General features: G+C 67.0%; 17 protein-coding genes and 1 pseudogene. 9 read left to right on the top strand and 9 right to left on the bottom strand.

The genetic code is table 11. The features are described from left to right. The first annotated feature begins 128 nt into the window (after positions 1 to 128). Complete coding sequence (locus A7D16_RS11475) at positions 129 to 4,055, top strand: YhdP family protein (protein WP_064632781.1); 3,927 nt, start codon at positions 129 to 131, stop codon at positions 4,053 to 4,055. Between the two features lie 120 nt (positions 4,056 to 4,175). Here the strand turns inward: A7D16_RS11475 and A7D16_RS11470 are convergent. After that, positions 4,176 to 4,924, bottom strand: a pseudogene (locus A7D16_RS11470) (DUF6065 family protein). Between the two features lie 97 nt (positions 4,925 to 5,021). Here A7D16_RS11470 and tldD point away from each other — a divergent pair. After that, positions 5,022 to 6,467: a metalloprotease TldD gene (gene tldD, locus A7D16_RS11465; RefSeq protein WP_064632779.1), complete on the top strand. Its 1,446-nt coding sequence runs from the start codon at positions 5,022 to 5,024 to the stop codon at positions 6,465 to 6,467. Positions 6,468 to 6,724: 257 nt separating this feature from the next. Here tldD and yjgA read toward each other — a convergent pair whose 3' ends face one another. Next, on the bottom strand, positions 6,725 to 7,303 hold the full coding sequence (yjgA, locus tag A7D16_RS11460) for a ribosome biogenesis factor YjgA (protein WP_064632776.1): 579 nt from the start codon (positions 7,301 to 7,303) through the stop codon (positions 6,725 to 6,727). 201 nt (positions 7,304 to 7,504) lie between these two features. On the opposite strand from yjgA, the gene pmbA reads away from it, so the two are divergent. Together pmbA and A7D16_RS11450 are read left to right on the top strand one after the other, a co-directional pair. After that, entirely contained in the window at positions 7,505 to 8,872 is a 1,368-nt protein-coding gene (gene pmbA / locus A7D16_RS11455; protein WP_064632774.1) for a metalloprotease PmbA, read from the top strand. Positions 8,873 to 9,099: 227 nt separating this feature from the next. After that, positions 9,100 to 9,489 carry a DUF4870 domain-containing protein gene (locus tag A7D16_RS11450; RefSeq protein WP_064632772.1) on the top strand — a complete coding sequence of 130 codons (390 nt, stop codon included), beginning with the start codon at positions 9,100 to 9,102 and terminating at the stop codon, positions 9,487 to 9,489. 66 nt (positions 9,490 to 9,555) lie between these two features. Here A7D16_RS11450 and A7D16_RS11445 read toward each other — a convergent pair whose 3' ends face one another. From A7D16_RS11445 to A7D16_RS11425, 5 genes are all read right to left on the bottom strand, one after another. Continuing rightward, positions 9,556 to 10,653 (bottom strand): M35 family metallo-endopeptidase, encoded by a 1,098-nt coding sequence (locus tag A7D16_RS11445; RefSeq protein WP_064632770.1) that lies wholly within the window; start codon positions 10,651 to 10,653, stop codon positions 9,556 to 9,558. A 461-nt stretch (positions 10,654 to 11,114) separates the two neighbouring features. Next, on the bottom strand, positions 11,115 to 11,990 hold the full coding sequence (locus tag A7D16_RS11440) for a polyprenyl synthetase family protein (RefSeq protein WP_064632767.1): 876 nt from the start codon (positions 11,988 to 11,990) through the stop codon (positions 11,115 to 11,117). 1 nt (position 11,991) lies between these two features. After that, positions 11,992 to 12,252, bottom strand: coding sequence for an exodeoxyribonuclease VII small subunit (locus A7D16_RS11435; protein ID WP_064632765.1), 261 nt, complete (start codon positions 12,250 to 12,252; stop codon positions 11,992 to 11,994). Positions 12,253 to 12,283: 31 nt separating this feature from the next. Then, positions 12,284 to 13,588 carry a tRNA lysidine(34) synthetase TilS gene (gene tilS, locus A7D16_RS11430; RefSeq protein WP_064632763.1) on the bottom strand — a complete coding sequence of 435 codons (1,305 nt, stop codon included), beginning with the start codon at positions 13,586 to 13,588 and terminating at the stop codon, positions 12,284 to 12,286. 139 nt (positions 13,589 to 13,727) lie between these two features. Then, positions 13,728 to 15,434, bottom strand: a complete 1,707-nt coding sequence (locus A7D16_RS11425; protein WP_064632760.1) for an alkaline phosphatase — start codon at positions 15,432 to 15,434, stop codon at positions 13,728 to 13,730. A gap of 143 nt (positions 15,435 to 15,577) precedes the next feature. On the opposite strand from A7D16_RS11425, the gene A7D16_RS11420 reads away from it, so the two are divergent. The 3 genes from A7D16_RS11420 (at position 15,578) to A7D16_RS11410 (ending at position 18,497) form a co-directional block, all read left to right on the top strand. Then, positions 15,578 to 16,918: a dicarboxylate/amino acid:cation symporter gene (locus A7D16_RS11420; RefSeq protein ID WP_064632758.1), complete on the top strand. Its 1,341-nt coding sequence runs from the start codon at positions 15,578 to 15,580 to the stop codon at positions 16,916 to 16,918. A gap of 7 nt (positions 16,919 to 16,925) precedes the next feature. After that, on the top strand, positions 16,926 to 17,762 hold the full coding sequence (locus A7D16_RS11415; protein WP_064632828.1) for a class I SAM-dependent methyltransferase: 837 nt from the start codon (positions 16,926 to 16,928) through the stop codon (positions 17,760 to 17,762). 243 nt (positions 17,763 to 18,005) lie between these two features. Beyond that, on the top strand, positions 18,006 to 18,497 hold the full coding sequence (locus A7D16_RS11410) for an acyl-CoA thioesterase (RefSeq protein ID WP_064632756.1): 492 nt from the start codon (positions 18,006 to 18,008) through the stop codon (positions 18,495 to 18,497). A 434-nt stretch (positions 18,498 to 18,931) separates the two neighbouring features. On the opposite strand, the gene A7D16_RS11405 is transcribed toward A7D16_RS11410, so the two are convergent. After that, a complete protein-coding gene (locus A7D16_RS11405; protein ID WP_064632753.1) occupies positions 18,932 to 19,681 on the bottom strand; it encodes a C40 family peptidase in 750 nt (249 codons plus the stop codon). A 109-nt stretch (positions 19,682 to 19,790) separates the two neighbouring features. Continuing rightward, positions 19,791 to 20,333 (bottom strand): C40 family peptidase, encoded by a 543-nt coding sequence (locus A7D16_RS11400; RefSeq protein ID WP_064632826.1) that lies wholly within the window; start codon positions 20,331 to 20,333, stop codon positions 19,791 to 19,793. 109 nt (positions 20,334 to 20,442) lie between these two features. Between A7D16_RS11400 and A7D16_RS11395 the strand changes: the two genes are divergently transcribed. Next, on the top strand, positions 20,443 to 20,922 hold the full coding sequence (locus A7D16_RS11395) for an FKBP-type peptidyl-prolyl cis-trans isomerase (RefSeq protein WP_064632751.1): 480 nt from the start codon (positions 20,443 to 20,445) through the stop codon (positions 20,920 to 20,922). Between the two features lie 229 nt (positions 20,923 to 21,151). Next, positions 21,152 to 22,396 (top strand): DUF418 domain-containing protein, encoded by a 1,245-nt coding sequence (locus A7D16_RS11390; RefSeq protein WP_064632749.1) that lies wholly within the window; start codon positions 21,152 to 21,154, stop codon positions 22,394 to 22,396. Positions 22,397 to 22,399 lie beyond the last annotated feature (3 nt).

Genomic DNA, 22,399 nt, shown 5'->3' with positions numbered 1-22,399 from the left:
GGAATCGGGATTCGGGATTGGTCAAAGCCGCCTCTGGTAGCGTGGCTTGCCGACATGGCGCTTGAAGTGACCGCATGCGGTCTTGCTGCGACGAATCCCGAATCTCCAATGCCTAATCCCCGCTCCTGATGCCCACCCCGCTGCGCCGCCGTCTGCGTCTGTTTCGCCGCTATGCGATCACTGCCAGCGCGCTTGCGCTGGTGGCGCTCGCGTTATTGGTGGGCGCGGCCAGCCAGGCGCTGCCGTTGGCCGAAGAACACCCGCAGCAGATCGCGCAGTGGCTGAGCCAGCGCGCCGGTCAGCAGATCGCGTTCGATCGGCTGCAGACCGAATGGACCCGGCGTGGTCCGCTGTTGCGGCTGGATGGCTTGCGCATCGGCCCGCAAGGAGAGGTGCGCATCGGTCAGGCCGAGGTGTTGCTGGCGATGTATGCCGGGCTGTTGCCAGGCCATTCGCTGACCGAAGTACGCCTGCGTGGTTTGGCGCTGACCTTGCGGCGCAGCGACGACGGGGTGTGGTCGGTGCAGGGCCTGCCCAGTGCCAGACATTCCGACCCGCTGGAGGCACTGCGCCGCCTGGGCGAGATCCAGTTGGCCGACGCGCGCTTGCAGGTGGTGGCGCCGTCGATCGGCCTGGAGACCAGGCTGCCGCGCATCGATCTGCGTCTGCGCGTGAACGGCTCCACGATGAAGGTGGGTAGCCGCAGCTGGATCGATCTGAAGCGTGCGCCGCTGACGGCGGTGCTGGAATTCGACCGCGACAGTGGCGACGGCAACGTCTACGCGCAGGCCGACCCCGCCGACTTGTCCGCATGGGCGTCGCTGCTGCAGTTCGGCGATATGCGCGTGGATGGCGGTGGCGGGCGGCTGCAGGCCTGGGCGCAACTGCGCGCACGCCGGATCGCCGCGGTGACCGTGGATGCCGACCTGCAGCAACTGCGCCTATCCGGGGCCGCGCTGCCGGACGAAACCGCGCGCCGCACGCTGACCTGGGAACGACTGCAGGCGCGCGCGCGCTGGCAGACCATCGAAGGTGGCTGGCGGGTGGACGCGCCGCTGCTGCGCTTGGGCCAGGCGGCAACACTGCAGCACCTGGACGGGCTGAGCATTGCCGGTGGGCGCCACTATGCGGTGGTGGGCAAACAGGTGGACGTCTCGGGCCTGATCGCTGCGGCCGCGTTGAGCGAACGGTTGTCGCCCGGCGTGCGGCGCTGGCTGAGCCTGTCCAAACCGCAGCTGCGCGTGGCCGACCTGCAGATCGCCGGCGAGCAGGGCGGTGCATTACGGGCGCAGGCCCGGATCGAAGAGTTGGGGTTTCTGCCGGTGGGCAATTCGCCGGGCATCAGCGGCCTGCGCGGCAACATCGATGGCGATGCGCAGGGCGTGGAACTGGACACCGCGCCCGACGCCACGCTGCGCTTCGATTGGCCGACCGGTTTCGGCGTGGTGCATGAGATCCAGTTGGCCGGCAAGATCGTCGGCTGGCGCGAAGGCACTGGCTGGCAGGTCGCCACCGCGGCGCTTCGCGTGCAGGCCAAGGAATACGGCGCCAACGTGCGCGGCGGGCTGTGGTTCCAGAACGATGGCAGCCGCCCGCGTATGCAGCTGGCCGCGCAGCTGGACGATGTGGCGCTGCCGGTGGCACGCAAGTTCTGGATCCGCTCCAAGTTGAGCAAGGCCGCCATCGATTGGCTGGACATGGCGGTGGCCGGCGGCACCGTCACCGGCGGCACCGGCCTGATCAGTGGCGATCTGGACGAGTGGCCGTTCGACACCAACGACGGGCGCTTCGAAGCATTCGGGCAGATCCGCGATGGCGTGATCCGCTTCAGCCCTGACTGGCCGGCAATGGAGCAGGTGCAAGCCGATTTACGCTTCATCGGCAACGGTTTTTCGCTGCAGGGTAAAGGCGATCTTGCCGGCACGCCGATCGCGAGCCTGGACGCCGGCATTGCCAGCTTCGCCACCTCCGAGCTCTATGTGCGCGCTTCCACCCAGGCCGATGCGGCGCAGCTGCTCGGCACGTTGCGCAAGAGTCCGCTGGAGCGGCGCTATGGCGACACCTTGCGCAACCTCACCGTGTCCGGGCCGGCTGCGGTGAGCTTCGATCTGCTGCGTCCGTTGCGTACCAAGGGTGTGGGCGGCCATCTGCAAGGCACGGTGGCCTTGCAGGGCGCCCAGCTGGCCGACGCGCGCTGGAATCTGGCCTTCGACCAGGTCAGTGGGCAGGCCGAGTACCGCGACACCGGCTTCGCCGCCGAGCAGTTGAGCGTGCAGCACCAGGGCCGCAGCGGCGAGCTGTCGTTGCGTGCAGGCGGCTTCGTGCACGACCCCAGGCAAGCCTTCGAGGCGCGGCTTGGCGCCACCCTGGATGCCAAGGAACTGTTCGACCGCGCACCGCAGATGGAATGGCTGCGCCCGTACGTGCACGGCAGCGCGCCCTGGCAGGTGGGTGTGGATGTGCCGCTGCCGCCGCCAGGGCAGACCGGTGCGAATGCGATGCTGACGCTGCGCTCGGACCTGGTCGGCACCACGCTGGATCTGCCCGCACCGCTGGACAAGGCCGCCCCCCAACCGCTGGACACCCAGGTCAAGGTCGCGCTGCCGGTGGGCGATGGCGATATCGATGTGGCCTTCGGCAAGCTGGTGGCGCTCAAGGCCAGCAGCCACGGCGAGCGGACCGGCGTGCGCGTGGTGATGGGCACCGACACGGTGACCGAACGGCCGCCGGCCAACGGGCTGGTGGTCACCGGCCGCACCGCCTCGCTGGATGCGATCGACTGGATCAGCCTGGCGCGCAGCAGCAGCGATGCGGACATGCCGCCGCTGCCCGGCCAGCCGGCCATTCCCAAGAAAGACGCGGTGCCGCTGCAGCAGGTGGACGTGCAGGCGGACCGGCTACTGATGATCGGTGGCGTATTCCCGCAGACGCGCCTGCGCCTGCGCCCCACCCGCGATGCGGTGGCGGTGACGCTGGATGGCCCCTCGCTGGCCGGCCAGCTCATTGTTCCCACGGCCGACGGTGCAACGGTGCAGGGCACGCTGAAGACGGTGCATTGGCAGCCGGTGGCAGCGCCTGCCGAGCCGGTTGCGCCCGAGCCCGGCGACCCGCTGGCCGGCGCCTTGCCGGAACCTGCACGCCGCGCGGTGGCCGAATTCGACCCGGTCTCGATCCCGCCGCTGGCGCTGGATATCGACGATCTGCAGGTCGGCAAGATGACTCTCGGCGCGGCCACCCTGCGCAGCAGCCGACTCACCGATGGCATGCAGGTGGACCAGCTGCAGCTGCGCTCCAACGACCAGAACATCGGCCTGACCGGCGCCTGGCGCGGCAAGGGCGCTGCGGCCAGCACGCGTCTGTCGGCGCGCGTGGACAGCCGCAACCTGGGCAATCTGCTGCAGAACCTCACCCTGGGCGGCCAGCTGCGCGGCGGCGAAGGCCAGCTGGAACTCAATGCCGGCTGGCAGGGCTCGCCGACCGGCTTCGCGCTCGGCTCGCTGGACGGCAACCTGCGCGTGGACGTACGCAACGGCCAGTTGCTGGAAGTGGACCCGGGCGCCGGGCGCGTGCTCGGCCTGCTCAGCGTGGCGCAGCTGCCGCGCCGGCTGATGTTCGACTTCCGCGATTTCTTCTCCAAGGGTTTGGCCTTCAACAAGCTGGCCGGCGAAGTGCGCTTCGGCGAGGGCTTCGCACGGACCGACGCCATCCGCATCGAAGGCCCGGCTGCGGACATCGCCATCCGCGGCCAGACCGACCTGCGCGCGCAGACCTTCGACCAGACCGTGGACGTGAACCCGAAGGCCGGCAACCTGCTGACCGTGGTCGGTGCGGTGGCCGGCGGCCCGGTCGGCGCGGCGGTGGGTGCGGCGGCCAATGCGGTGCTGGGCAAACCGCTGGGTGCGATCGGAGCCAAGACCTATCACGTCACCGGGCCGTGGAAAGACCCGCAGGTGGACGTGGTGGAGCGCGAAGCGCGCGAGCGTGCGCCGAGCAAACCGGCCGCACCAACCGCAATGCCAGGCACGCCACGCCCGCCCGGTCGGTCGCCACGCTGACGCACCGGATTGCGTGCGCGTTAGCGAGCGTCGGTGCTTATTGGGCTCTCAACCCTTGAATTGATCGAATGCGGCACACGCGGCAGCTGGCACGCCGTGCATGCCGACGCATTGCGGCATTCATTCGGCCGGGCTGTCGCTGTCGGCGCGCGTAAACATCGGCAAGCGCAGCCGCGAGCGGTGCCCATGCGTCGGCGGCTGCCCAGGCGCGGGTACGCCCAGAAAGTAGCCGCGTTGCCATTTTTCACGCGCCGCCGCCGAACGCGCATCCGGCAGTGCATCCAGAAAACGCGTACGGCTGTGCGTCCAGTCGGCATGTTGCTGCGCCAGCTGCGGCGTTTCGGAAAGCGGCTTCCACTGCGGCTGCACCTGTTCGATCAACTGCCGTTGCAGCGGGAACAGATGACAGAACGGCTCGCCTGCCTCGAAGCGCACCCGCCCGGGCCGGGTGAAGCGCCAGTTCATGGTGAAGGTGTGCGGGGCCAGTCGGTTTCCACCAGCCCGCTCAGCGCGCCGATGCCATCCTTGGGCCGGTTCAAGGGCCCGGTGACGAACAGATCGATGCCGGTGTCGGTGCGGAACAGGCAGGGCACGTGGAAGGTCAGCACGCCCTGACCGAAGTGGCTGATCGCCGGTGCAACCGTGTCTGGATCAGCGTTGATGGTGATCGCCGCCAGCGCGTCGCCGCCGTCCCAGCTGGCGTCGAACCCGGACTGGCACAGCAGCTCTGAACCATGCGCATTGGCGATCGCCAGCGGCAGGCAACGGTAGGCGTAGCGCTGGTCGGTGGCGTCCATCCACGCGCGCTCATGCGGGGCGGGGCGGATGTCCAGCGTGTGGCCATCCAGAACGTGGGCGATGAACTTCATGCGCGGGCGATCGATAAGAGCTGGCGGCAGTGATAGCGGCGCCGCATGTTCAGCCGAACGACTTGTCTCCCCGGCGCGCGGGCCCCATCCTGACCACATGACCGATAACGCTCTCACTCTGGCCGAAACCCGGCTGCTGCTTCCTTCCGGCCTGGACGCCGGCCATCTCGACCGCACCTTCGGCGCCCTGTTGGGCCCGGGCATCGACTTCGGCGATCTGTATTTCCAGCATTCGCGGCGCGAGAGCTGGAGCGTGGAAGACGGCATCGTCAAGGACGGTGCGCATTCCATCGAACAGGGCGTGGGCGTGCGCGCGATCGCCGGCGAGAAAACCGGCTTTGCGTATTCCGACGACATCCATCGCGATGCGCTGCTGGAAGCCGCGCAGTCCGCGCGCGCGATCTCGCGTGAGGGCGGGGCGCAATCCACCCGTTCGCTGGTGCGCGGCAACGGCCGCGCGCTGTACCCGGCCACCGATCCCATCGACGACATGGACAGCGCCACCAAGGTGGACCTGCTGCGCCGCATCGACCAGTACCTGCGCGCTGCCGACCCGCGCGTCAAGCAGGTGATGGTGAGCCTGTCCGGTGGTGTGGACACGGTGTTGATCGCCCGCAGCGATGGTGTGCTGGCAGCCGATGTGCGTCCGCTGGTGCGCATGAACGTGCAGGTGATCGTCGAACAGGGCGGGCGTCGCGAATCCGGCTATTCCGGCGGCGGCGGGCGCTACGGCTACGCCGAGCTATTCGCCGATGGGCGCCCGGAAGATTTCGCGCGCGAAGCGCTGCGCCAGGCGCTGGTCAACCTGGACGCGATTCCTGCGCCGGCCGGCGTGATGCCGGTGGTGCTCGGTCCCGGTTGGCCGGGCGTGCTGCTGCACGAAGCGGTCGGCCACGGTCTGGAAGGCGACTTCAATCGCAAGGGCACCAGCGTCTACGCCGGGCGCATGGGCGAGCGCGTGGCCTCGCCGGGCGTGACCATCGTCGATGACGGCACCCTGGACGGCCGGCGCGGCTCGCTCAACATCGACGACGAAGGCACCCCGACCCAATGCACCACGCTGATCGAAGACGGCGTACTGGTCGGCTACATGCAGGACACCCACAACGCGCGTCTGATGGGCGTGGCGCCCACCGGCAACGGCCGCCGCGAATCGTTCGCGCACCTGACCATGCCGCGCATGACCAACACCTACATGCGCGCCGGCCAGCACGACCCGGAAGAGATGATCCGCTCGGTCAAGAAGGGCATCTACGCGGTGAACTTCGGCGGCGGCCAGGTCGACATCACCAGCGGCAAGTACGTGTTCTCGGCCACCGAGGCCTACCTGATCGAAGACGGCAAGGTCACCGCACCGGTCAAGGGCGCCACGTTGATCGGCAACGGCCCGGAGACCATGCAGAAGGTGCGCATGATCGGAAATGATCTTGCACTGGACGAAGGCGTGGGCGTGTGCGGCAAGGATGGGCAAAGCGTGCCGGTCGGCGTCGGCCAGCCGTCGCTGTTGATCGACGGCATCACGGTTGGCGGAACGCAGGCCTGAGATGCGGGGATTCGGGAATCGGGATTGGGGATTCGCAACGGCAGGAGCGGGGCGCCATGTGGCCGTGCCCTGCGCTGCGTCGGTCTTGAAGCCGCGATGCGGGATCAGAGCATTGGGAAGCGCGGCGGTAGAGGCGCGCAGCATCCTCGGCGCTCAGGTGTCGCCTACCCGGGTTGCTGATGGTGGACGCATGCTGCCGCGGTTGGCAGCGGCGGAGGCGCTGGTTGAGCGGCTCGGCGATTGGCGGCCGCCAGGTGCTATTCGTCGTCTTCCAGGTCCTGGTCGTCGTCCAATCCCGAATCCCCACTCTCCAATCCCTGCTCGTGAGACAGGTCGCGCAGCACCTGGAACAGTTCGCGGTAGGCCCGCGGGGGCTTGTTCTTGGCGCGTTCGTGGATCGCGTTGCGCACCAGCTGACGCAGTTGCTGGCGGTCGGCGGCCGGGTAGGCTTCCAGCAGTTCGGCCAGTGCGACGTCGCCTTCGGCGAGCAGGCGCTCGCGCCAGCGTTCGACCCGATGGATCGCCGCCACTTCGCGGCGCGCGGTGTCGCTGTTGGCATCCAGCGCATCGCGGATCGCTGCCAGGGTTTCATCGTCCTCGCGGCGCATGTGCTTGGCCAGAAACGCCAGCTGCCGCTTGTGCGCGATATGCGAGGTGATGCGCTTGCTCTCTTCGATATGCGGGATCAGCGACTCGGGCACCGGCAACTTGGCCAGCTGCGCCGGGGTCAGCGCCACCAGCTTTTCGCCCAGGTCGAAAATTTCCAGCGCCTCGCGCCGCTGCTGGCTACGGCTGGCGCCGCGAAATTCACCGGTCTGTTCATCGCGTCCGCGCATTGCCACTACATCCCGAAACTTGGTTGATAGAACATCTCCGGCCTTGAACGGCCGGACGCCGGCGGAATACTCCGCACTCAATTCAGACACTGCGGCCAGGAACGGCCGAGCGTTCGCGGACGGATCCGCATCCACATCAAACACTCCGGCCACGGTTGGCCGGGCTTTCGCGGACGGATCCGCGTTCCCAAGGATAAAGCATTGAACGCACTCTCCTCCGAAATCCGTGTCACCGACGACAGCCTGCAGCGCCTGGACGCGCTCACCGACATCGCGCAGCGCCTGCTCGAGCGCGCACGCGCGGCCGGCGCCACCCAGGCCGAGGTGAGCTGCAGCGAAGAGCGCGGCCTGGACGTCAATGTGCGGCTCGGCGATGTGGAAACGGTCGAATCCACCCGCGACCGCGGCATTGCGGTCACGGTCTACTTCGGCAAGCGCAAGGGCAGCGCCAGCACTGCCGATCTGCAGGAATCCAGCCTGGAATCCACCGTTGCGCAGGCCTGCGCGATCGCCCGCTATACCGAAGACGACGTGGCCGCCGGCCTGGCCGACCCGGAGCTGATGGCGCGCGAGTTCCCCGAGCTGGACAGCTGGCATCCGTGGGCGCTGGACGCCGACACCGCAGTCGACCTGGCGCTGGCCTGCGAAAGCGCTGGCCGCGACGCCGACGCACGCATCAGCAATTCCGACGGCGCCTCGGCCAGCACCGGGCTCAGCCTGTCGGTGTACGCCAACTCGCATGGCTTCATCGGCCGCGAACGCGGCACCCATCATTCGATCAGCTGCGCGTTGATTGCCGGGCAGGGCGACGGCATGCAGCGCGACGGCTGGTACAGCAGCGCCCTGGCGCGCGAAGACCTCGAAGCGCCGGAGGCCATTGGCCGCCATGCCGCCGAGCGCACCCTGGCGCGTCTGCAGCCGCGCTCGCTGCCCACCGGCCAGTTGCCGGTGCTGTTCGCCCCGGAAGTGGCGCGCTCGCTGGTCGGTCATCTGCTCGGTGCGGTCTCCGGCGGCGCGCTGTATCGCCGCGCCAGCTTCCTGCTCGACAGCGTCGGCACCAAGCTGTTCCCGGACTGGTTCACCATCGAAGAACTGCCGCATCTGCGCCGCGGGCTGCGCTCTGCCGCATTCGATGGCGAAGGCGTCGCCACGCGGCAGTCCGCACTGATCACCGATGGCGTGCTGCAGCGCTATGTGCTGGGCAGCTACTCGGCACGCAAGCTGGGCTTGCAGACCACCGCCAATGCCGGCGGCGTGCACAACCTGCAGGTCACCGCCAACGCCGGCGATCTGGCGTCGATGATTGCCGGCATGTCGCGCGGCCTGCTGGTGACCGAACTGATGGGCAACGGCGTCAACCCGGTGACCGGCGATTATTCGCGCGGTGCCGGCGGCTTCTGGATCGAGAACGGTGCCATCGCCTACCCGGTGGATGGCCTGACCATCGCCGGCAACCTGCGCGACATGTTCGCCGGCATCGAAGCGGTGGGCAGCGATGTCGATCCTCGGTCGCACGTCAAGATCGGCCCGGTTCTGGTCAACCGGATGACCGTGGCGGGCGATAGCTGAGCGCGGCGTTCGTGTGCCGGGTCAATGCGCCGCCTGCGCTCGGGCGCAGTGACGCATGAATCATGCAGGCGTCCGTCTTGCCATGTAGTGGGTGGGGACGTCGGGTCCGGGTGGTGCGCACTGCACGGACCGGACCGGCCGCCGTGAGAGACCATGGCGGCCCACACTGGTGGCTAGCTGAATCGTTGTTATAGTCCGCCGCACCACAATCATGTTCGGGGAGACATATGAGCGAATTCGACACCCACGCCGCACCGCCGCCACCGCCGATCGGCACCAGCACGCCGTCGGAGGAACGCACCCTGGCGCTGGCCGCACATTTGCTGGGCATCGTGACTTACTTCGTCGGCGCGCTGGTGATCTGGCTGATCAGCAAGGACGCCAGCCCGTCCAAGCCGTTCGCCACCGATCAGGCCAAGGAAGCGTTGAACTTCCAGATCTCGGTGACCCTGGCCATGATCGTGGCGGTGATCCTGGCCATGGTGTCGTTCGGCATTCTGTCCTTCCTGCCCACCCTGGTATGGATCGGTAGCCTGGTGTTCTGCATCCTGGCCGCGGTCAAGGCCAATAACGGCGAGTATTACCGCTATCCGTTCACGCTGCGCCTGGTCAAGTAATCTGGCCGCGTAACGCAAAGGCCCGGCATCGCTGCCGGGCCTTTGTCGTTTCAGACGATGGCTGGATCAGTTCTGCGCCGGAGTGTTTTCGGCGAAGTACTCGTGGCTGTCGGCATTGGTAATCGCCTGGGCCGGGTTGCTGATCGCCAGGCTGCGCGCGCCGGACTGGCCGTAGACGCGGTCCTGGGTGCCGGCCACCACGGTGAAATGGCTGGTCTCGTGCACCAGCGTGCCGGCCTTGGAATCGGTGCCGGTGGTCGACGCGCTCCAGAAGGCGTTGCACACGTGGATCTCGTACGGCTGGTTCGGATAGACGTAGGCGAAGGCATCCGCCAGATCCGCTTCGCAGCTGCAGTTGATCGTCAGCTGGCCGTTGTTCTGGTCCAGCGCATTGTCGATGTTGACGAAGTTGGAGCTGACCCGGCTGTAGCGCGAGGCGTTATAAGCGCCGAACCAGGTGGTGTAACGCGCCCCGGTGCTGCCGGCATTGAGGTAATTGCGTGAGTTCTGCGAGTAGTTGCGCGCGGCAGTGACCGCACTGGCGGCCTGATTGGTGCGGGTGGTGCTGCAGTTGAGGTAGTTGATGCCATTCACCACGGCGGTCGGGCCGACCGCGAGCTGGCGCTGCACGCCGCGACGTGCGCCATCCAGCCAGACGGTAAGCGGGGTGCTGGTGGCCACCGCCGGCAGGCCGTTGGCGGCTTTCATCAGGCTGCCATCGGACAGCGAGGCGTACTGCAGGGTCGAACGCACCTGGATGGTGTAGTTGCCGCTGGTGGACAGGTCGTAGGCGCCGGCCAGATCGACCTCACCCTTCACGCTCTGGCCCGGCTGCAGGATGGTGAAGTCGGCTGCCTTGGGCAGGCCGCGCTTGACCAAGCGCCCGGTGTAGTCCACTGGCGTGCCATCGCGGCTCACTTCCAGAATGCCGTTGTCCAGCGACTTCAGCGGCAGCTGGTAGGTCGGCACGCGTGCGATCTGGCTGCCGTTATTGGTGACGGTGACGGCGATCTTGCCTTGATGACGGCCAGCCTGATCGGCCACTGGCGACAGTTCGATGGTCAACGGAACCGGGCCGCGCACGGACTGCGCCTGCGCCGAACCGAGCACGCCAACAACGGCAAGCGTGCCTGCTGCAAACGATGCGAGAAAAACATTCTTCACCAGTGACTCTCCATGTGGTCGGGGGATGTCCGCAGATGCGGGCAACCCAAACCTAGGCAGGACGAGCGGGCGCGACAAGTCGTTCAATTACAGATATTTTTGTCTGTATCGCGCCTATGCCGTGGCCCGTAACATCACCGATGTTGATAATTCATCATTAAAGTGTGGCGCGTGTCATGACGGCGCAACTGGCGTGTGTCAGCGCCTGACACAAACCCGCGCGAGAAAATTTGCAATCTGTGACAAAGCTCTCCAGCTGATGCCCCAGCGTGCAGCAGTTGACCGTGCGCTGGCGCACGGAGTGCGCAAATCATGTCCCGCGTGTCCGGTTTTCTTTCGCCAGTGGTCGATGTGTGGCCGTATGGGCGAATGGCGCGCCATGGCCGCAGACTGCGTCGGAGATCGATTCGGGCATCGCCGCACCCGCTCACTGCGGCGCGCTGTGGCGTTGCCAACCGTGTCTAGTGCGCGCGGTCCACTGCGAACCGGCCCAGGGTGGCCAGTGTCTGGCCGGGTTGGCCGTAGGGCTGCAGGATGTCGTGCATGCGCGTGGCCAGTTCGGCCAATTTCGATTTGGCGCCATCCATCCCGAGCAGGGCGGGGTAGGTGGATTTGGATTGCGCCGCGTCCTTGCCGGCAGTCTTGCCCAGCTGCGCCGAGCTCGATTCCACATCCAGGATGTCGTCGCGGACCTGGAAGGCCAGGCCCAGCGCATCGGCAAACGTGTCCAGGCGTTGCTGGTCGGCAACCGCAGCGCCGCCGGTCAATGCACCCATCCGCACCGCCGCGCGGATCAGCGCGCCGGTCTTGAGCGCATGCATGCGTTGAAGATCCTGCAGCGATTGCAGTTGCCCGGTCGCATCGATATCCAGTGCCTGGCCACCGCACATGCCGGCCGCGCCCGCAGCGATCGCCAGGCTCTGCATCCAGCCGACGCGCAGCTCTGCGCCGACCGGTGCCGCAGCCAGCAACTCGAAGGCGCGCGTCTGCAAGGCATCGCCGGCCAGAATCGCAGTGGCTTCGTCGAAGGCGATATGCACGGTGGGCTGACCGCGCCGCAGTGCGTCGTCGTCCATCGCCGGCAAGTCGTCGTGCACCAGCGAATAGGCGTGAATCAATTCCACCGCCACCGCAGGGGTGTCCAGCTGATCTTCAGCGGCACCGAACAGTGCGCCGCTTGCGTAGACCAGCAGCGGGCGTATGCGCTTGCCACCGCCCAGCACTGCGTGGCGCATCGCCGCATGCAGACGCTGCGGCGCAAGCGTAGCGCTCGGCAAGCTGGCCTCCAGGCTGCGTTCGTTGCGGGCGATCCAGTGTTCGAACAGCGCCGAACTCACCTCAGCCGTCCAGCGTCGGCGGTTCGAAGGCTTCGGCAAGCTCGGGGCGGGCGGGGTCGGTCAACAGGCGCACGCGCAGTTCGGCCTGTTCCAGCGCCTGCTGGCAATCGCGGTACAAGCCTATGCCGCGCTCGTAGGCCGTGAGCGACTGCTCCAGGCTCAGGTCGCCAACTTCCATTTTCTGCACCAGTTGCTCGAGTTCTTCCAGCGACTGTTCGAAGCGGGCAACCGGGGATGTTTCGTTCAAGGACTTCTTGGCCATCGCTAAAGTGTGCGGCGCGCACGCAGGCGGGTCAATTCGCATCGGCATCGGCGTGCCATTGCAGTGTGGCGGCGTTGGCCTGCAACCACTCGCTCAGGGCCGCGGAGAGGATGCGATCGCCAGCTGCCAGGACATGCGCCTCGTCCCACAGGATCGGCAGGCGCTCGCGGTGCCACGGTGGTAGGTCCAGCGCCTGCAGCAGGTGTTTGAGTTGATGCGAATGCGCGCGCTGCGGCAACACGATGCGCTCGCCGCCCTGGCGCGCACGCACCGTCATCGGTTGCGCAAAGCGCAGGCCGGGCGCGCCGCGCAACTGCAGCTGCGCACCGTCGGGTAAGTGAAGCGGCGCCGCGCCATCCCACTGCGCTTGCCAGTGTGGCGGCCAGGCCGCAACCGGGCGATGCAGAAACAGGCATTGGCGCCAACGACGGATTTCCACCTGCTGCCACGCAAAGCAGGCCTGCCGGTCTGCGGCGGTGTTGTCGATTTCGCGTTCCAGTGCGGCAACGCCCTGGGCCGGCAGCGGTGGCGCATGCGAGGCGCTCACCCAGGCGCGCAGCAGGCGCGACCTGCGTGCGGCCGGCTGCGCGCGCAGCCGTTGCAGATCCAGCGCGCCGCTCGCTATCCGCATGCCCGGCAACAGCGCCAGATCGTCCTGCAGGAGCAGTGCGCTGGCGTCGGCACTCAGTTGCGCGCTGCGCGACAGCGCGTCGGCTGCCTGCGGCCAACGCTGCTGCAGCAACGGCAGCACCTGGGTGCGCAGGAAATTGCGGTCGTGGCGCGGATCGGCGTTGCTGGGGTCTTCGATCCAGCGCAATCCCTGCGCATGCGCGTAGGCGAGCAACTCGGCGCGGGCGTGCGCCAGCAACGGGCGCCACAGCGTGCCGTTGGCGAACGGCCGTTGCGGGCGCATCGCCGCCAGCCCGTCCGGGCCGGCGGCGCGCAGTGCACGCAGCAGAAAGGTCTCGGCCTGATCGTCGCGATGGTGGGCCAGCGCCAGCCACTCGCCACTGCCAAGTGCCTGCGCGAAAGCGGCGTGGCGCGCATTGCGTGCCGCCGCTTCCAGGCCAAGGCCGCTGTCGCGTGCAACCCGCACCTGCACGATCTGCAGCGGCACCTGCAGCGCTTCGCAGCTGCGTTGGCAGTGTGCGGCCCAGGCGTCGGCATCGGCATGCAGCCCGTGATGCACATGCAGCGCGCGCAATCCTGCCTGCCGATAACGCGGCATGGCCGCGATCAGATGCAGCAACACGCTGGAGTCCATTCCGCCGCTGTAAGCCAGCAGCACCGGGCCGGGCGGGGTGGCGGGCAGCTGCAGCGGGGTGGCGGTCAGCACCAGCGCGATCCGGCGGCGAATGCTGCGTGCCCGGTGGGCCGGCGTTGCACGTGCTGCGTGGCTGCCAAGCGGTCACCGGCCCGGCGCGTTGCCTGCGGGCGCGTCATCTGCCTGCCATCGCCGCGCAGCAGCCCACGCATCAGCGCCTGGCCGCAGCCTCGAACGTGGTCGGCTTGGGCAGGTCCACCGGCACGCCGGCGGTATCGCAGGTGCCGGCCTTGCACAGGCGCTCGCGCAGGCGCGGGGTGGCCTGGACGATGACGTGGTAGATCACGTTCTCTTCCAGCGTGCCGCGGAACGCCGCGCTGCCCGGGCCGGTGGCCCAGATACCGACATCTTCGCCGCCATGGCTTTCTGACTTGGTCGGCACCAGCGATTCCTGCATGTAGCTGGGCGCTTCGGTGTCGACGTGGGTCAGGTCCGGGCGGCCGGCGGCCGGCTGGCTGCTGCTGGGTTCGTGCGGGTATTTCTTCGAGCCGGCCGGCTGCGCGTTGCTGGCGCCGGTATAGCCGGGGCCATTGGCGTAGCTGAGCGTGGTATAGGGCTGGCCGGCCAGATCGGTGGCCAACTGGCTGCGGTCGCCTTCTTCGCCGCCGGTGCCGCGCACCTTGCCCAGAATCGGGTTGCCGCGCACCGGGTAGCCGACGAAGTTGAGCGTGTGCGAATGGTCGGCGGTGACGATGATCAGCGTGTCCGGCGGCGCGGTCTGCACGGCAGCGCGCACCGCATCGGACAGCGACACGGTTTCATCGAGCGCGCGGTAGGCGTTGCCGGCGTGATTGGCGTGGTCGATCCGGCCGCCTTCGACCATCAGCACGAACCCGTTCGGGTCGCGCGACAGCGACTGGATCGCGGTGCGGGTCATCTCGGTCAGGCTGGGCTCGCCCTGCGGGGTGCGGTTGCGGTCGTGGTCGAACTGCATGTGGTCCGGTTCGAACAGCCCCAGCAACGCGGGTGCGCCGGCTGCCGCTTTCAGTTGCTGCTCGTTCCACACATAGGCGCCCTGCGGGTGCGCCTGCTTCCACTCGGCCAAAAGATCGCGGCCGTCCAGGCGCAGACCCACCTTGTCGTCGTATTCCGGGTCGCGCTCCTGCACGGTCTGGAACTGGCTGCGTCCTCCCCCCAGCACGACTTGAGGGCCGCGTCCGTAGCGGGCTGTGGACAGCAATTGCTGGGCGATGTCCTGGCAGCCGGCGGTGCGTGCGGACTCGGGCAGGTCGGTGTCGTTTTCCCAGTTGCGGTCTGGCGAATGCGCATATGTTGCCGCGGGCGTGGCATGGGTCAGGCGCGTGGTGGTGACGATGCCGGTGGCCATGCCGGCGCTGTCGGCCAGTTGCAACCAGCTCAACAGGCCCTTGTTCAAGCTGTCGGCGCAGTCGCTGCGATTGCCGCTGCTGACCCCGATCGCACCCATGTGCGACTTCACACCGGTGGTGATCGCGGTCATGGTGCCGGCCGAATCCGGCGTCTGCGAATCGGTGTTGTAGGTCTTGCTGAAGGCGGTGGCCGGGAACTGCTCCCACGACAACAGGTTTTCTTCACCGGGCCCGCCCTTGCGCTGGCCATCCAGGATGCGCGCAGCGGCGACCGTGGTCAGGCTCATGCCATCGCCCAGGAACAGGATCACGTTGCGCGCCTTGCCCGCCATGGCGCCGTTGCCGGCCGCCCGCGCCGCGCCGGAGCGGTACCACCACTGTGGGGTCTCGCCGGCCGGATGGGTCACTGGCGGCACGTCGACCTTGACCGCCGCGGGGGCAGAGGCGCTGCTTCCGGCAGTGGAGGCACAGGCGGCGACGCACAGCGTGGTCAGGGCGGCGAGGGCAGGCAGGCGGTAACGCATCGGCATCGAACTCGTGGCTGAATCGGCGCCCATTATGCCGCGATGGCTGGTGTCACACCGATGACACAGCGCTGTTCCAGTGGTGGTCTCGCGGGCAGCGCGGGCCTGGGCTATGGTGCATGCACTCTCCCCCCGGATGATTCGACGACATGAAACTGGTTGCGGCCTGGTTGCGCATTCCGTTCTGGCAACGCGTGGTGGCCGGCTTCGTGCTGGGCGCGCTGGCCGGTGCGGCAATGGGCCCGGCGGCCGATGTGTGGTTCGGCCCACTTGGCGATCTGTACGTCACCCTGATCAAGATGATTGCGATTCCGCTGGTGTTTTTCGCGGTGATCAATGCGATCTCGTCGTTGCACGGGCAAAAGTCGGTCGCCGCACTCGGCGGGCGCACGTTCTTGTGGTTCGTCATCACCGCGGCATTGGCGGTGGGCGTGGGCCTGGCGGTGGGCACGATCATGCAGCCGGGCGCCGGCCATTTCAGCTTGAGCGTGGATTCGGCCTGGACGCCGCGCGATGTGCCCAGCCCGATCAAGGTGCTGCTGGATGTCGTCCCGTCCAATCCGTTCTACGCGTTGACCGGCATCGGCACCAAGACCAATGCGGCTGGCGAAACCGTGCTGGCGGCGGGGCGTGGCTCGATCCTGCCGGTGATCTTCTTCGCGGCGCTGCTGGGCTTTGCCATGGTCAAGCTCGGCGAGCGGGTGGCCGAGGCGCGCAAGCTCACCGGGCAACTGAGCGAGATCATGATCCAGGTCACCCGCTTCGTGCTGGAGATGACCCCGCTCGGCACCTTCGGCCTGATCGCCAGCCTGGTCGGCAGCTATGGCTTTGCGAAGCTGCTGCCGTTCGGCAATTTCGTGCTGGCGCTCTACGTGGCCTGCGCGATCCATATCCTGGTGGTCTACAGCGGTCTGTTGCTTGCGCATGGGCTCAACCCGTGGAAGTTCTTCCGCGGCGCGGCGCCCGGCATGCAGGTGGCGTTCGTGAGTTCATCGAGCTTTGCGGCAATGCCGGTGGCGATGCGTTCGATCACCCACAACCTGGGCGTCAGCAAGGACTACGCCGCATTCGCGGTGCCGCTGGGCGCCAGCATCAAGATGGACGGCTGCGGCGCGATCTTCCCCGCCTTGTGCGCGGTGTTCATTGCGCAATACACCGGCGTGCCGCTGACCGCCAACCAGTATTTCGTGGTGCTGATCGCCTCGGTACTCGGCAGCTTCGGCACCGCCGGCGTGCCGGGCACGGCGGTGATCATGGCCACGATGGTGCTGAGCGCGGCGAACCTGCCGCTGGAAGTGATCGGCTACCTGTATGCCATCGACCGCATCCTGGACATGATGCGCACCATGACCAACGTGACCGGGCAGATGCTGGTGCCGGTGCTGGTGGCCAAGGAAACCGGCTTGCTCGACAAGCGCATCTACGACGCGGCGTCGAGCAATGTCGGGCTGGAAGATCCGCCTGCCGACAGTGCCAAGCCGCTGCGCTGAGGTGCCGATGCGTGCCGGATTTCCCATGCTGCGCGAACGGCTGCAGCAGCTGCCCGAGCTGGAAAGTGTCGATGGCGTATTCGTGCAGCGCGGCCTGGCTGACGACCCCTTCGCGCAGCACTACCTGGAAATCCGGCGCAAGGAAGGCCGGCTTTACAGCGATGCGCAGGTGCGCAGCCTGCCGCGTCCGAGCGGCAAATTGGGCGCCACGCTGGAATGGCGCGTACGCGCGCTGTCCAGCGGTTTGCTGGTGCGGCATCTGCAGGCGCGCGCGGGTGCGGGCGCCATGCTCGAACTCGGTTGCGGCAATGGTTGGCTGTCGCAGTTGCTGGCGCAGTCGCTGCAGCGCGATGTCTGCGGCATCGACGTCAATCGCACCGAACTCACTCAGGCCGCGCGTGTGTTCGGCCACGAGGAGCGTTTGAGTTTCGTCGCTGCCGACATCCACACCGTCGCGCTGCCTCGCGACGTATTCGACGTCATCGTGTTGCCGGCCTGCGTGCAATATTTTGCCGACCCCGCCGCATTGATCGAACGCCTGCTTGCCCATCTGCGCGAGGATGGCGAGCTGCATATTCTCGACAGCCCGCTCTACGCCACGCCGCAACGCGGCCAGGAAAGTGCAGCGCGCAGCCTGCGCTATTTCACCGAGTTGGGCGTTCCGGAGCTGGCCGCACACTACCACCAGCACACCTACGCCACCTTCGACCGCTTTGCGGTGCAGTGGTTGTTCGACCCGCGCCGCTGGAGTGCGCGTGCGCGCAAGATGCTCCGGCTGCCGCAGCCGCATTTCCCGTGGCTGTGTCTGCGCAAGCGGGACAACCTTGGAGTGAGTGGCGGTTGAGGGTGCGTGTCGAGGTTGTCTGAAAACGCGGAGCAACGTGACTCAGGTTATTCGGCGATGCCGCTTTTCCGGCTGGCGCGATAAGGTCGAAATATCCCGAGTCTGGTTCATGGACAGTGCGCTGACGCGTGCCGATGTGTGTTGCGCGCTCCATGTCGCCCGGTGTGGCGATCGCGTTGCAGGTACGCCGAGTCTCCCACCCACATGGCACACTTCCAGCTCATCCATTGACGAGGGCGGGCGGTGATTGGCCAACAGCGTGATCTGACATTTCGGTTTCTGGCCGAGCCCAGCGACGTCAACTTCGGCGGCAAGGTGCATGGCGGTGTGGTGATGAAGTGGATCGACCAGGTCGGCTTCGCCGCAGCCAGCGGTTGGAGCGGGCATTACTGCGTCACCGTGGCAGTGGGCGGCATCCGCTTCGTGGCGCCGGTGCGGATCGGCGATCTGGTGGCGGTGTCGGCCAAGCTGGTCTACACCGGCCGCAGCAGCATGCATTTCGCCATCGATGTGCGGGCGCGCAGCCCGATGGGCGGCGACTCGCGGCTGTGCACGCATTGCATCATCGTGTTCGTGGCGATGGATCCCGACGGCGTGAGCCCGGTGGAAGTGCCGTCCTGGCGCCCCGACACCCCGGAAGATCAGCGCCTGGCCGAATACGCGCTCAAGGTGATGGAATTGAGCAAGGGCATCGAGGACACCATGGCCCATTATCAGGCCGATAGGTCGCGGTAGCTGCGGGCCGTTGGCCTCTCGGCACTGTGTGCCGAAGAGCAGGCGCGATGCCTCCACACCGCGAACAGGCACGCCGTGCCCACAGGCAGTGGATGAAGGTGCGTGGGCGCCACGCGACTTATTTCGGGAGCGGGGCGCACGACATGTGGCGCTGCATGTGACTGCGCTGGCGTCCTATGAAGCTGTGATGCCAGCTGCGCCATCCGTGCCGCCATACCCTCACCCCAACTCCTCACCCCGAGCGAAAGGGGCTTCCAGGCTTGCGTGCATTTGTTTCAGAACTGCTTCACGCCCCAAAACGACAAAAACCGCGGGATCGCCGCGGCTTTTGTTGTCATGCGATCGACGCAGGTGGCAATCGAAGTGCCTTTGCTTGCCTGGCATCCAGGTGGGCACCCGGAGCGCTAATATCAGCGCAGCTGGCGCAGAGCAGGTCAGAGCACCCGACGCGCCTGGATGAACTTCTCGCTCCAGTAGCCGCTGGCCAGCGAATCCACGCGCACGTCCTTGCCACGGCTGGGCGCATGCAGGAACTTGCCGTCACCGACCACCAGACCGACATGATCGATGCGGCCACGCTTGCCGAAGAACACCAGGTCGCCCGCCTTCAGCGCAGTCGGGTCCTTGATCAGTTCGGCCGATTCGTCGCGGGCGATGTCGCGCGAGACGCGCGGCAGGTCGATACCGAGCGCGGTCTTGAACACATAGCCGACCAGGCCGCTGCAGTCGAAGCCTTCGGTGGACTCGCCGCCCCACACGTACGGGGTGCCGAGCAGGGCCATGGCGCGCTGCAGGATCACCTGCACGCGGCTGTCGGCCACGGCGTTCTGGGCGGCATTGGCCGCGCTCTGCGAGACGTCGTAGTTGGCAAGCAGACGGCTGAGGTCTCCGGCGAACATCGCCGAGCGGTCCATCAGGGGAATGGCGTCGTTGGCGGCCAGGTGCGGAAGCAGGGCGGCCAGTGTTGCGGTGGCAGCGGCGTCGGCGCGGCTGCGGGTTGCGGCTTTCTCGGCGGCGACGGCGTTGTCTGGCGTGGTCGTCTGCGGAGCGGGTGGGGTGCTGTTGGCGGTTTGCGCCAATGCCGGAAGTGCTGCAAGCCAAAGAGCGGTGGCGCATAGCAGGCGGAGCGGTTTCCGGGGCGGAAGCGGTGCGGCGCCAGTGTTGATCTGTTCGTCGTTCGTCACGCGGGAATCACAATTCTGCTGTCGATGCGGGATGATGCCTTGGTGAACGAATCGTTACGTTCAAAAAAAGTTAACTTTCCGTTTTATGACTTGTGACGTGCGTCACAAATCAGTGCAAAACACGCTTTGAACCTGAATAATGGTCACGCCAGTAGGCGCCGTCGAGGAAATCCAGGCGGACTGTACCGCCGGTGGTGGGGGCATGGACGAAGCGTCCTTCACCGACATAAATACCGACGTGGGTCACGCTGCCGCCGGAGCCGAAAAACACCAGATCTCCGGTGGCAAGTCGCTCCGGCGGGATCGGTGGGCCCTGGATTGCGGCCAGCTCGCGCGAGGTACGCGGCAGCGCCAGTGCCAGCACGTCCTTGTAGACATAGGCGACCAGCCCGCTGCAGTCGAAGCCGGTCTCCGGCGTATTGCCGCCGAATCGGTATGGCGTGCCCACCAGCCCCAGTGCGCGCATCAGGATGTTGTTGGCAGCGGCCGGGTCGGCGGGCGGTACCTGCGGCCACGCGCGCGCTGTAGGCGGCGGCGCAGGCTGGCGCCGGACCGGCTGTGGCGACGAACAACCGCCCAACAGCAGCAGGCCCAGCAACGAGCTGGCCGCGGCGCGCCGGGCGCGGGCGGCGAAAACTGGCGTGATATGCATGGAGCCGGGATAATGGGCGGTTCGAAAGGTCGCCATGATGGCGGCGCACCCGGCGGCCGACAAGCCGTCCTCCACCGTCTGCCACCGGGCAGCCCATTCAGAGCCAGGCATGAAGATCGAAAAAGACAGCGTCGTCCGCTTCCACTACACCGTTTCGGAGATCGGCCAGGAGCCGATCGAGAGCTCCAAGGAGCGTGACCCGTTGGCGATCATGATCGGCCACGGCAACATCATCCCGGGCCTGGAAGCGGCCATGATGGACAAGGAAGCCGGCGAGAGCTTCGGCGTGGACGTCAATGCCACCGAAGCCTACGGCGAATACCGCGAAGGCCTGAGCCAGCGCGTGCCCAAGAAGCATTTCGGCGCCACCAAGCTGGTGCCGGGCACCCAGGTCGTGTTGCAGACCAATTTCGGCCCGCGCGCAGTGACGGTGCAGAAGGTCGGCATGAGCGTGGTCGATGTGGACCTCAATCACCCGATGGCCGGCAAGGATCTGCATTTCGACGTGGAAATCATCGACGTGCGCGAAGCCACCGCGGAAGAGCGCGACCACGGCCATGTGCATGGCGACGGCGGTCATCACCACTGAGGTCGTGCAGGAACGCGGTGGCGCAGCAGTAGATCGACATGGCGCGCGTGCGCAATCGGTGCCTGCCGTTACACGGGCACGGCGATGTGGCATGCGCCGGTGGTGGATTCCTGTCTGTCGCTCCAGCTCGCCACCCATCTTGCGTGATTGCGATTCCTGACGGCCTGCCTCATCGGCGGGCCGTTTGCATTCTGCGGCGCGCGCCGCCGCACTTGATTGCCGAGCCGTGATGACATCCCGCGACGTGCTGTTCCCCATTGCTGCGGCCGAGCGCATCGTCGTGCTGGACGTCCTGCGCGGTTTTGCGCTGCTGGGCATCCTGTTGATGAACATGGAAGCCTTCGTCGGGCCGCTCGATCTGGCCATGACCGGCGTCGAGCCGCACTGGCATGGTGCCGACCGGCTTGCCGATGCGCTGGTCTACGTCTTCGTGCAAGGCAAGTTCTATACGCTGTTTTCGCTGTTGTTCGGGATGGGTTTTGCGATGATGGCGCAGCGCGCAGCGCAGGCTGGGTGCGCGTTTTTCGGCCAGTATCTGCGTCGCACCCTTGGGCTGCTGGCGATCGGCCTCGCCCACGCATTGCTGGTGTGGTCCGGCGATATTCTGGTGACCTATGCGCTACTGGCATTACTGCTGCTGAGCGCGCGCAGCGTGCCGACAGTGACGTTGCCGTGGTTGGCTGCATTGGTATACCTGTGCGCCCCTGGGCTGATCCTGTTGTATGGCGTGGCAGGCGAGATTGCGCAGGCCGATCCAGCGGCCGCGCTGCAGTGGAAGGCCGCCATGGCCGACGCTTCGCAGCAGGCGCTGGCGACTGTGCAAGCGCAGCGCGTCGCATTCGGAAGCGGCACCTATCTGCAAGCGACGCTGCAGCGCTGGCACGACTTTCAGGAGGCGATGACCGGCCTGAGCATCAACGGCCCGGCCATGCTCGGCATGTTCCTGCTCGGCAGCTGGTTCGTACGCAGCGGCGCGATCGCCGCGCCCGAGCGCTTCCCGCGCCTGTTTGCAACGCTGCGCTATGGCCTGTTGCCGCTCGGGCTGGGGGTGATGCTGGCAAGTTATGCATTGGAGCCGTGGATCGATCCGGCGCGGCTGGACCTGCGCCTGTCCGGCGCGTTCGCACTGTCGCTGATTGCCGGGCCGTTGATGAGCCTGGGCTATGCCGCGTGGGTGGTGCGCCTGGCACCGCGTCTGGCGTGGCTGGCGCCGGCGGGGCGGATGGCGTTGAGCAACTACCTGCTGCAATCGCTGGTGTGCACCGCGATCTTCTCCGGCTACGGGCTGGGCTATTTCGAACAGCTGCCGCGTGTGTGGCAATTGCCGTTGGCGCTGGCGTTGTTCGTGCTGCAGATACTGCTGAGCCATTGCTGGCTGCGCTGGTTCCGCTTCGGGCCGATGGAATGGTTGTGGCGCAGCCTGACCTACCTGCAGCTGCCGCCGATGTGGCGCGGCACGGCACGCACGGGGTAGCGC

The sequence above is a fragment of the Xanthomonas nasturtii genome (assembly GCF_001660815.1).
GTDB classification, from domain to species: domain Bacteria; phylum Pseudomonadota; class Gammaproteobacteria; order Xanthomonadales; family Xanthomonadaceae; genus Xanthomonas; species Xanthomonas nasturtii.
The sequence above is the reverse complement of the archived record's forward strand: the minus strand, read 5'-3'. Positions and strand labels throughout refer to the sequence as shown.

Coding starts and splice junctions, on each gene's coding strand:
- A7D16_RS11395 (WP_064632751.1), top strand. CDS start 20,443: ATGAAGATCGAAAAAGACAGCGTCGTCCGCTTCCACTACACCGTTTCG.
- A7D16_RS11390 (WP_064632749.1), top strand. CDS start 21,152: ATGACATCCCGCGACGTGCTGTTCCCCATTGCTGCGGCCGAGCGCATC.
- A7D16_RS11475 (WP_064632781.1), top strand. CDS start 129: ATGCCCACCCCGCTGCGCCGCCGTCTGCGTCTGTTTCGCCGCTATGCG.
- A7D16_RS11450 (WP_064632772.1), top strand. CDS start 9,100: ATGAGCGAATTCGACACCCACGCCGCACCGCCGCCACCGCCGATCGGC.
- A7D16_RS11435 (WP_064632765.1), bottom strand. CDS start 12,252: ATGGCCAAGAAGTCCTTGAACGAAACATCCCCGGTTGCCCGCTTCGAA.
- A7D16_RS11420 (WP_064632758.1), top strand. CDS start 15,578: ATGAAACTGGTTGCGGCCTGGTTGCGCATTCCGTTCTGGCAACGCGTG.
- A7D16_RS11415 (WP_064632828.1), top strand. CDS start 16,926: ATGCGTGCCGGATTTCCCATGCTGCGCGAACGGCTGCAGCAGCTGCCC.
- tldD (WP_064632779.1), top strand. CDS start 5,022: ATGACCGATAACGCTCTCACTCTGGCCGAAACCCGGCTGCTGCTTCCT.
- yjgA (WP_064632776.1), bottom strand. CDS start 7,303: ATGCGCGGACGCGATGAACAGACCGGTGAATTTCGCGGCGCCAGCCGT.
- A7D16_RS11425 (WP_064632760.1), bottom strand. CDS start 15,434: ATGCCGATGCGTTACCGCCTGCCTGCCCTCGCCGCCCTGACCACGCTG.
- A7D16_RS11400 (WP_064632826.1), bottom strand. CDS start 20,333: ATGCATATCACGCCAGTTTTCGCCGCCCGCGCCCGGCGCGCCGCGGCC.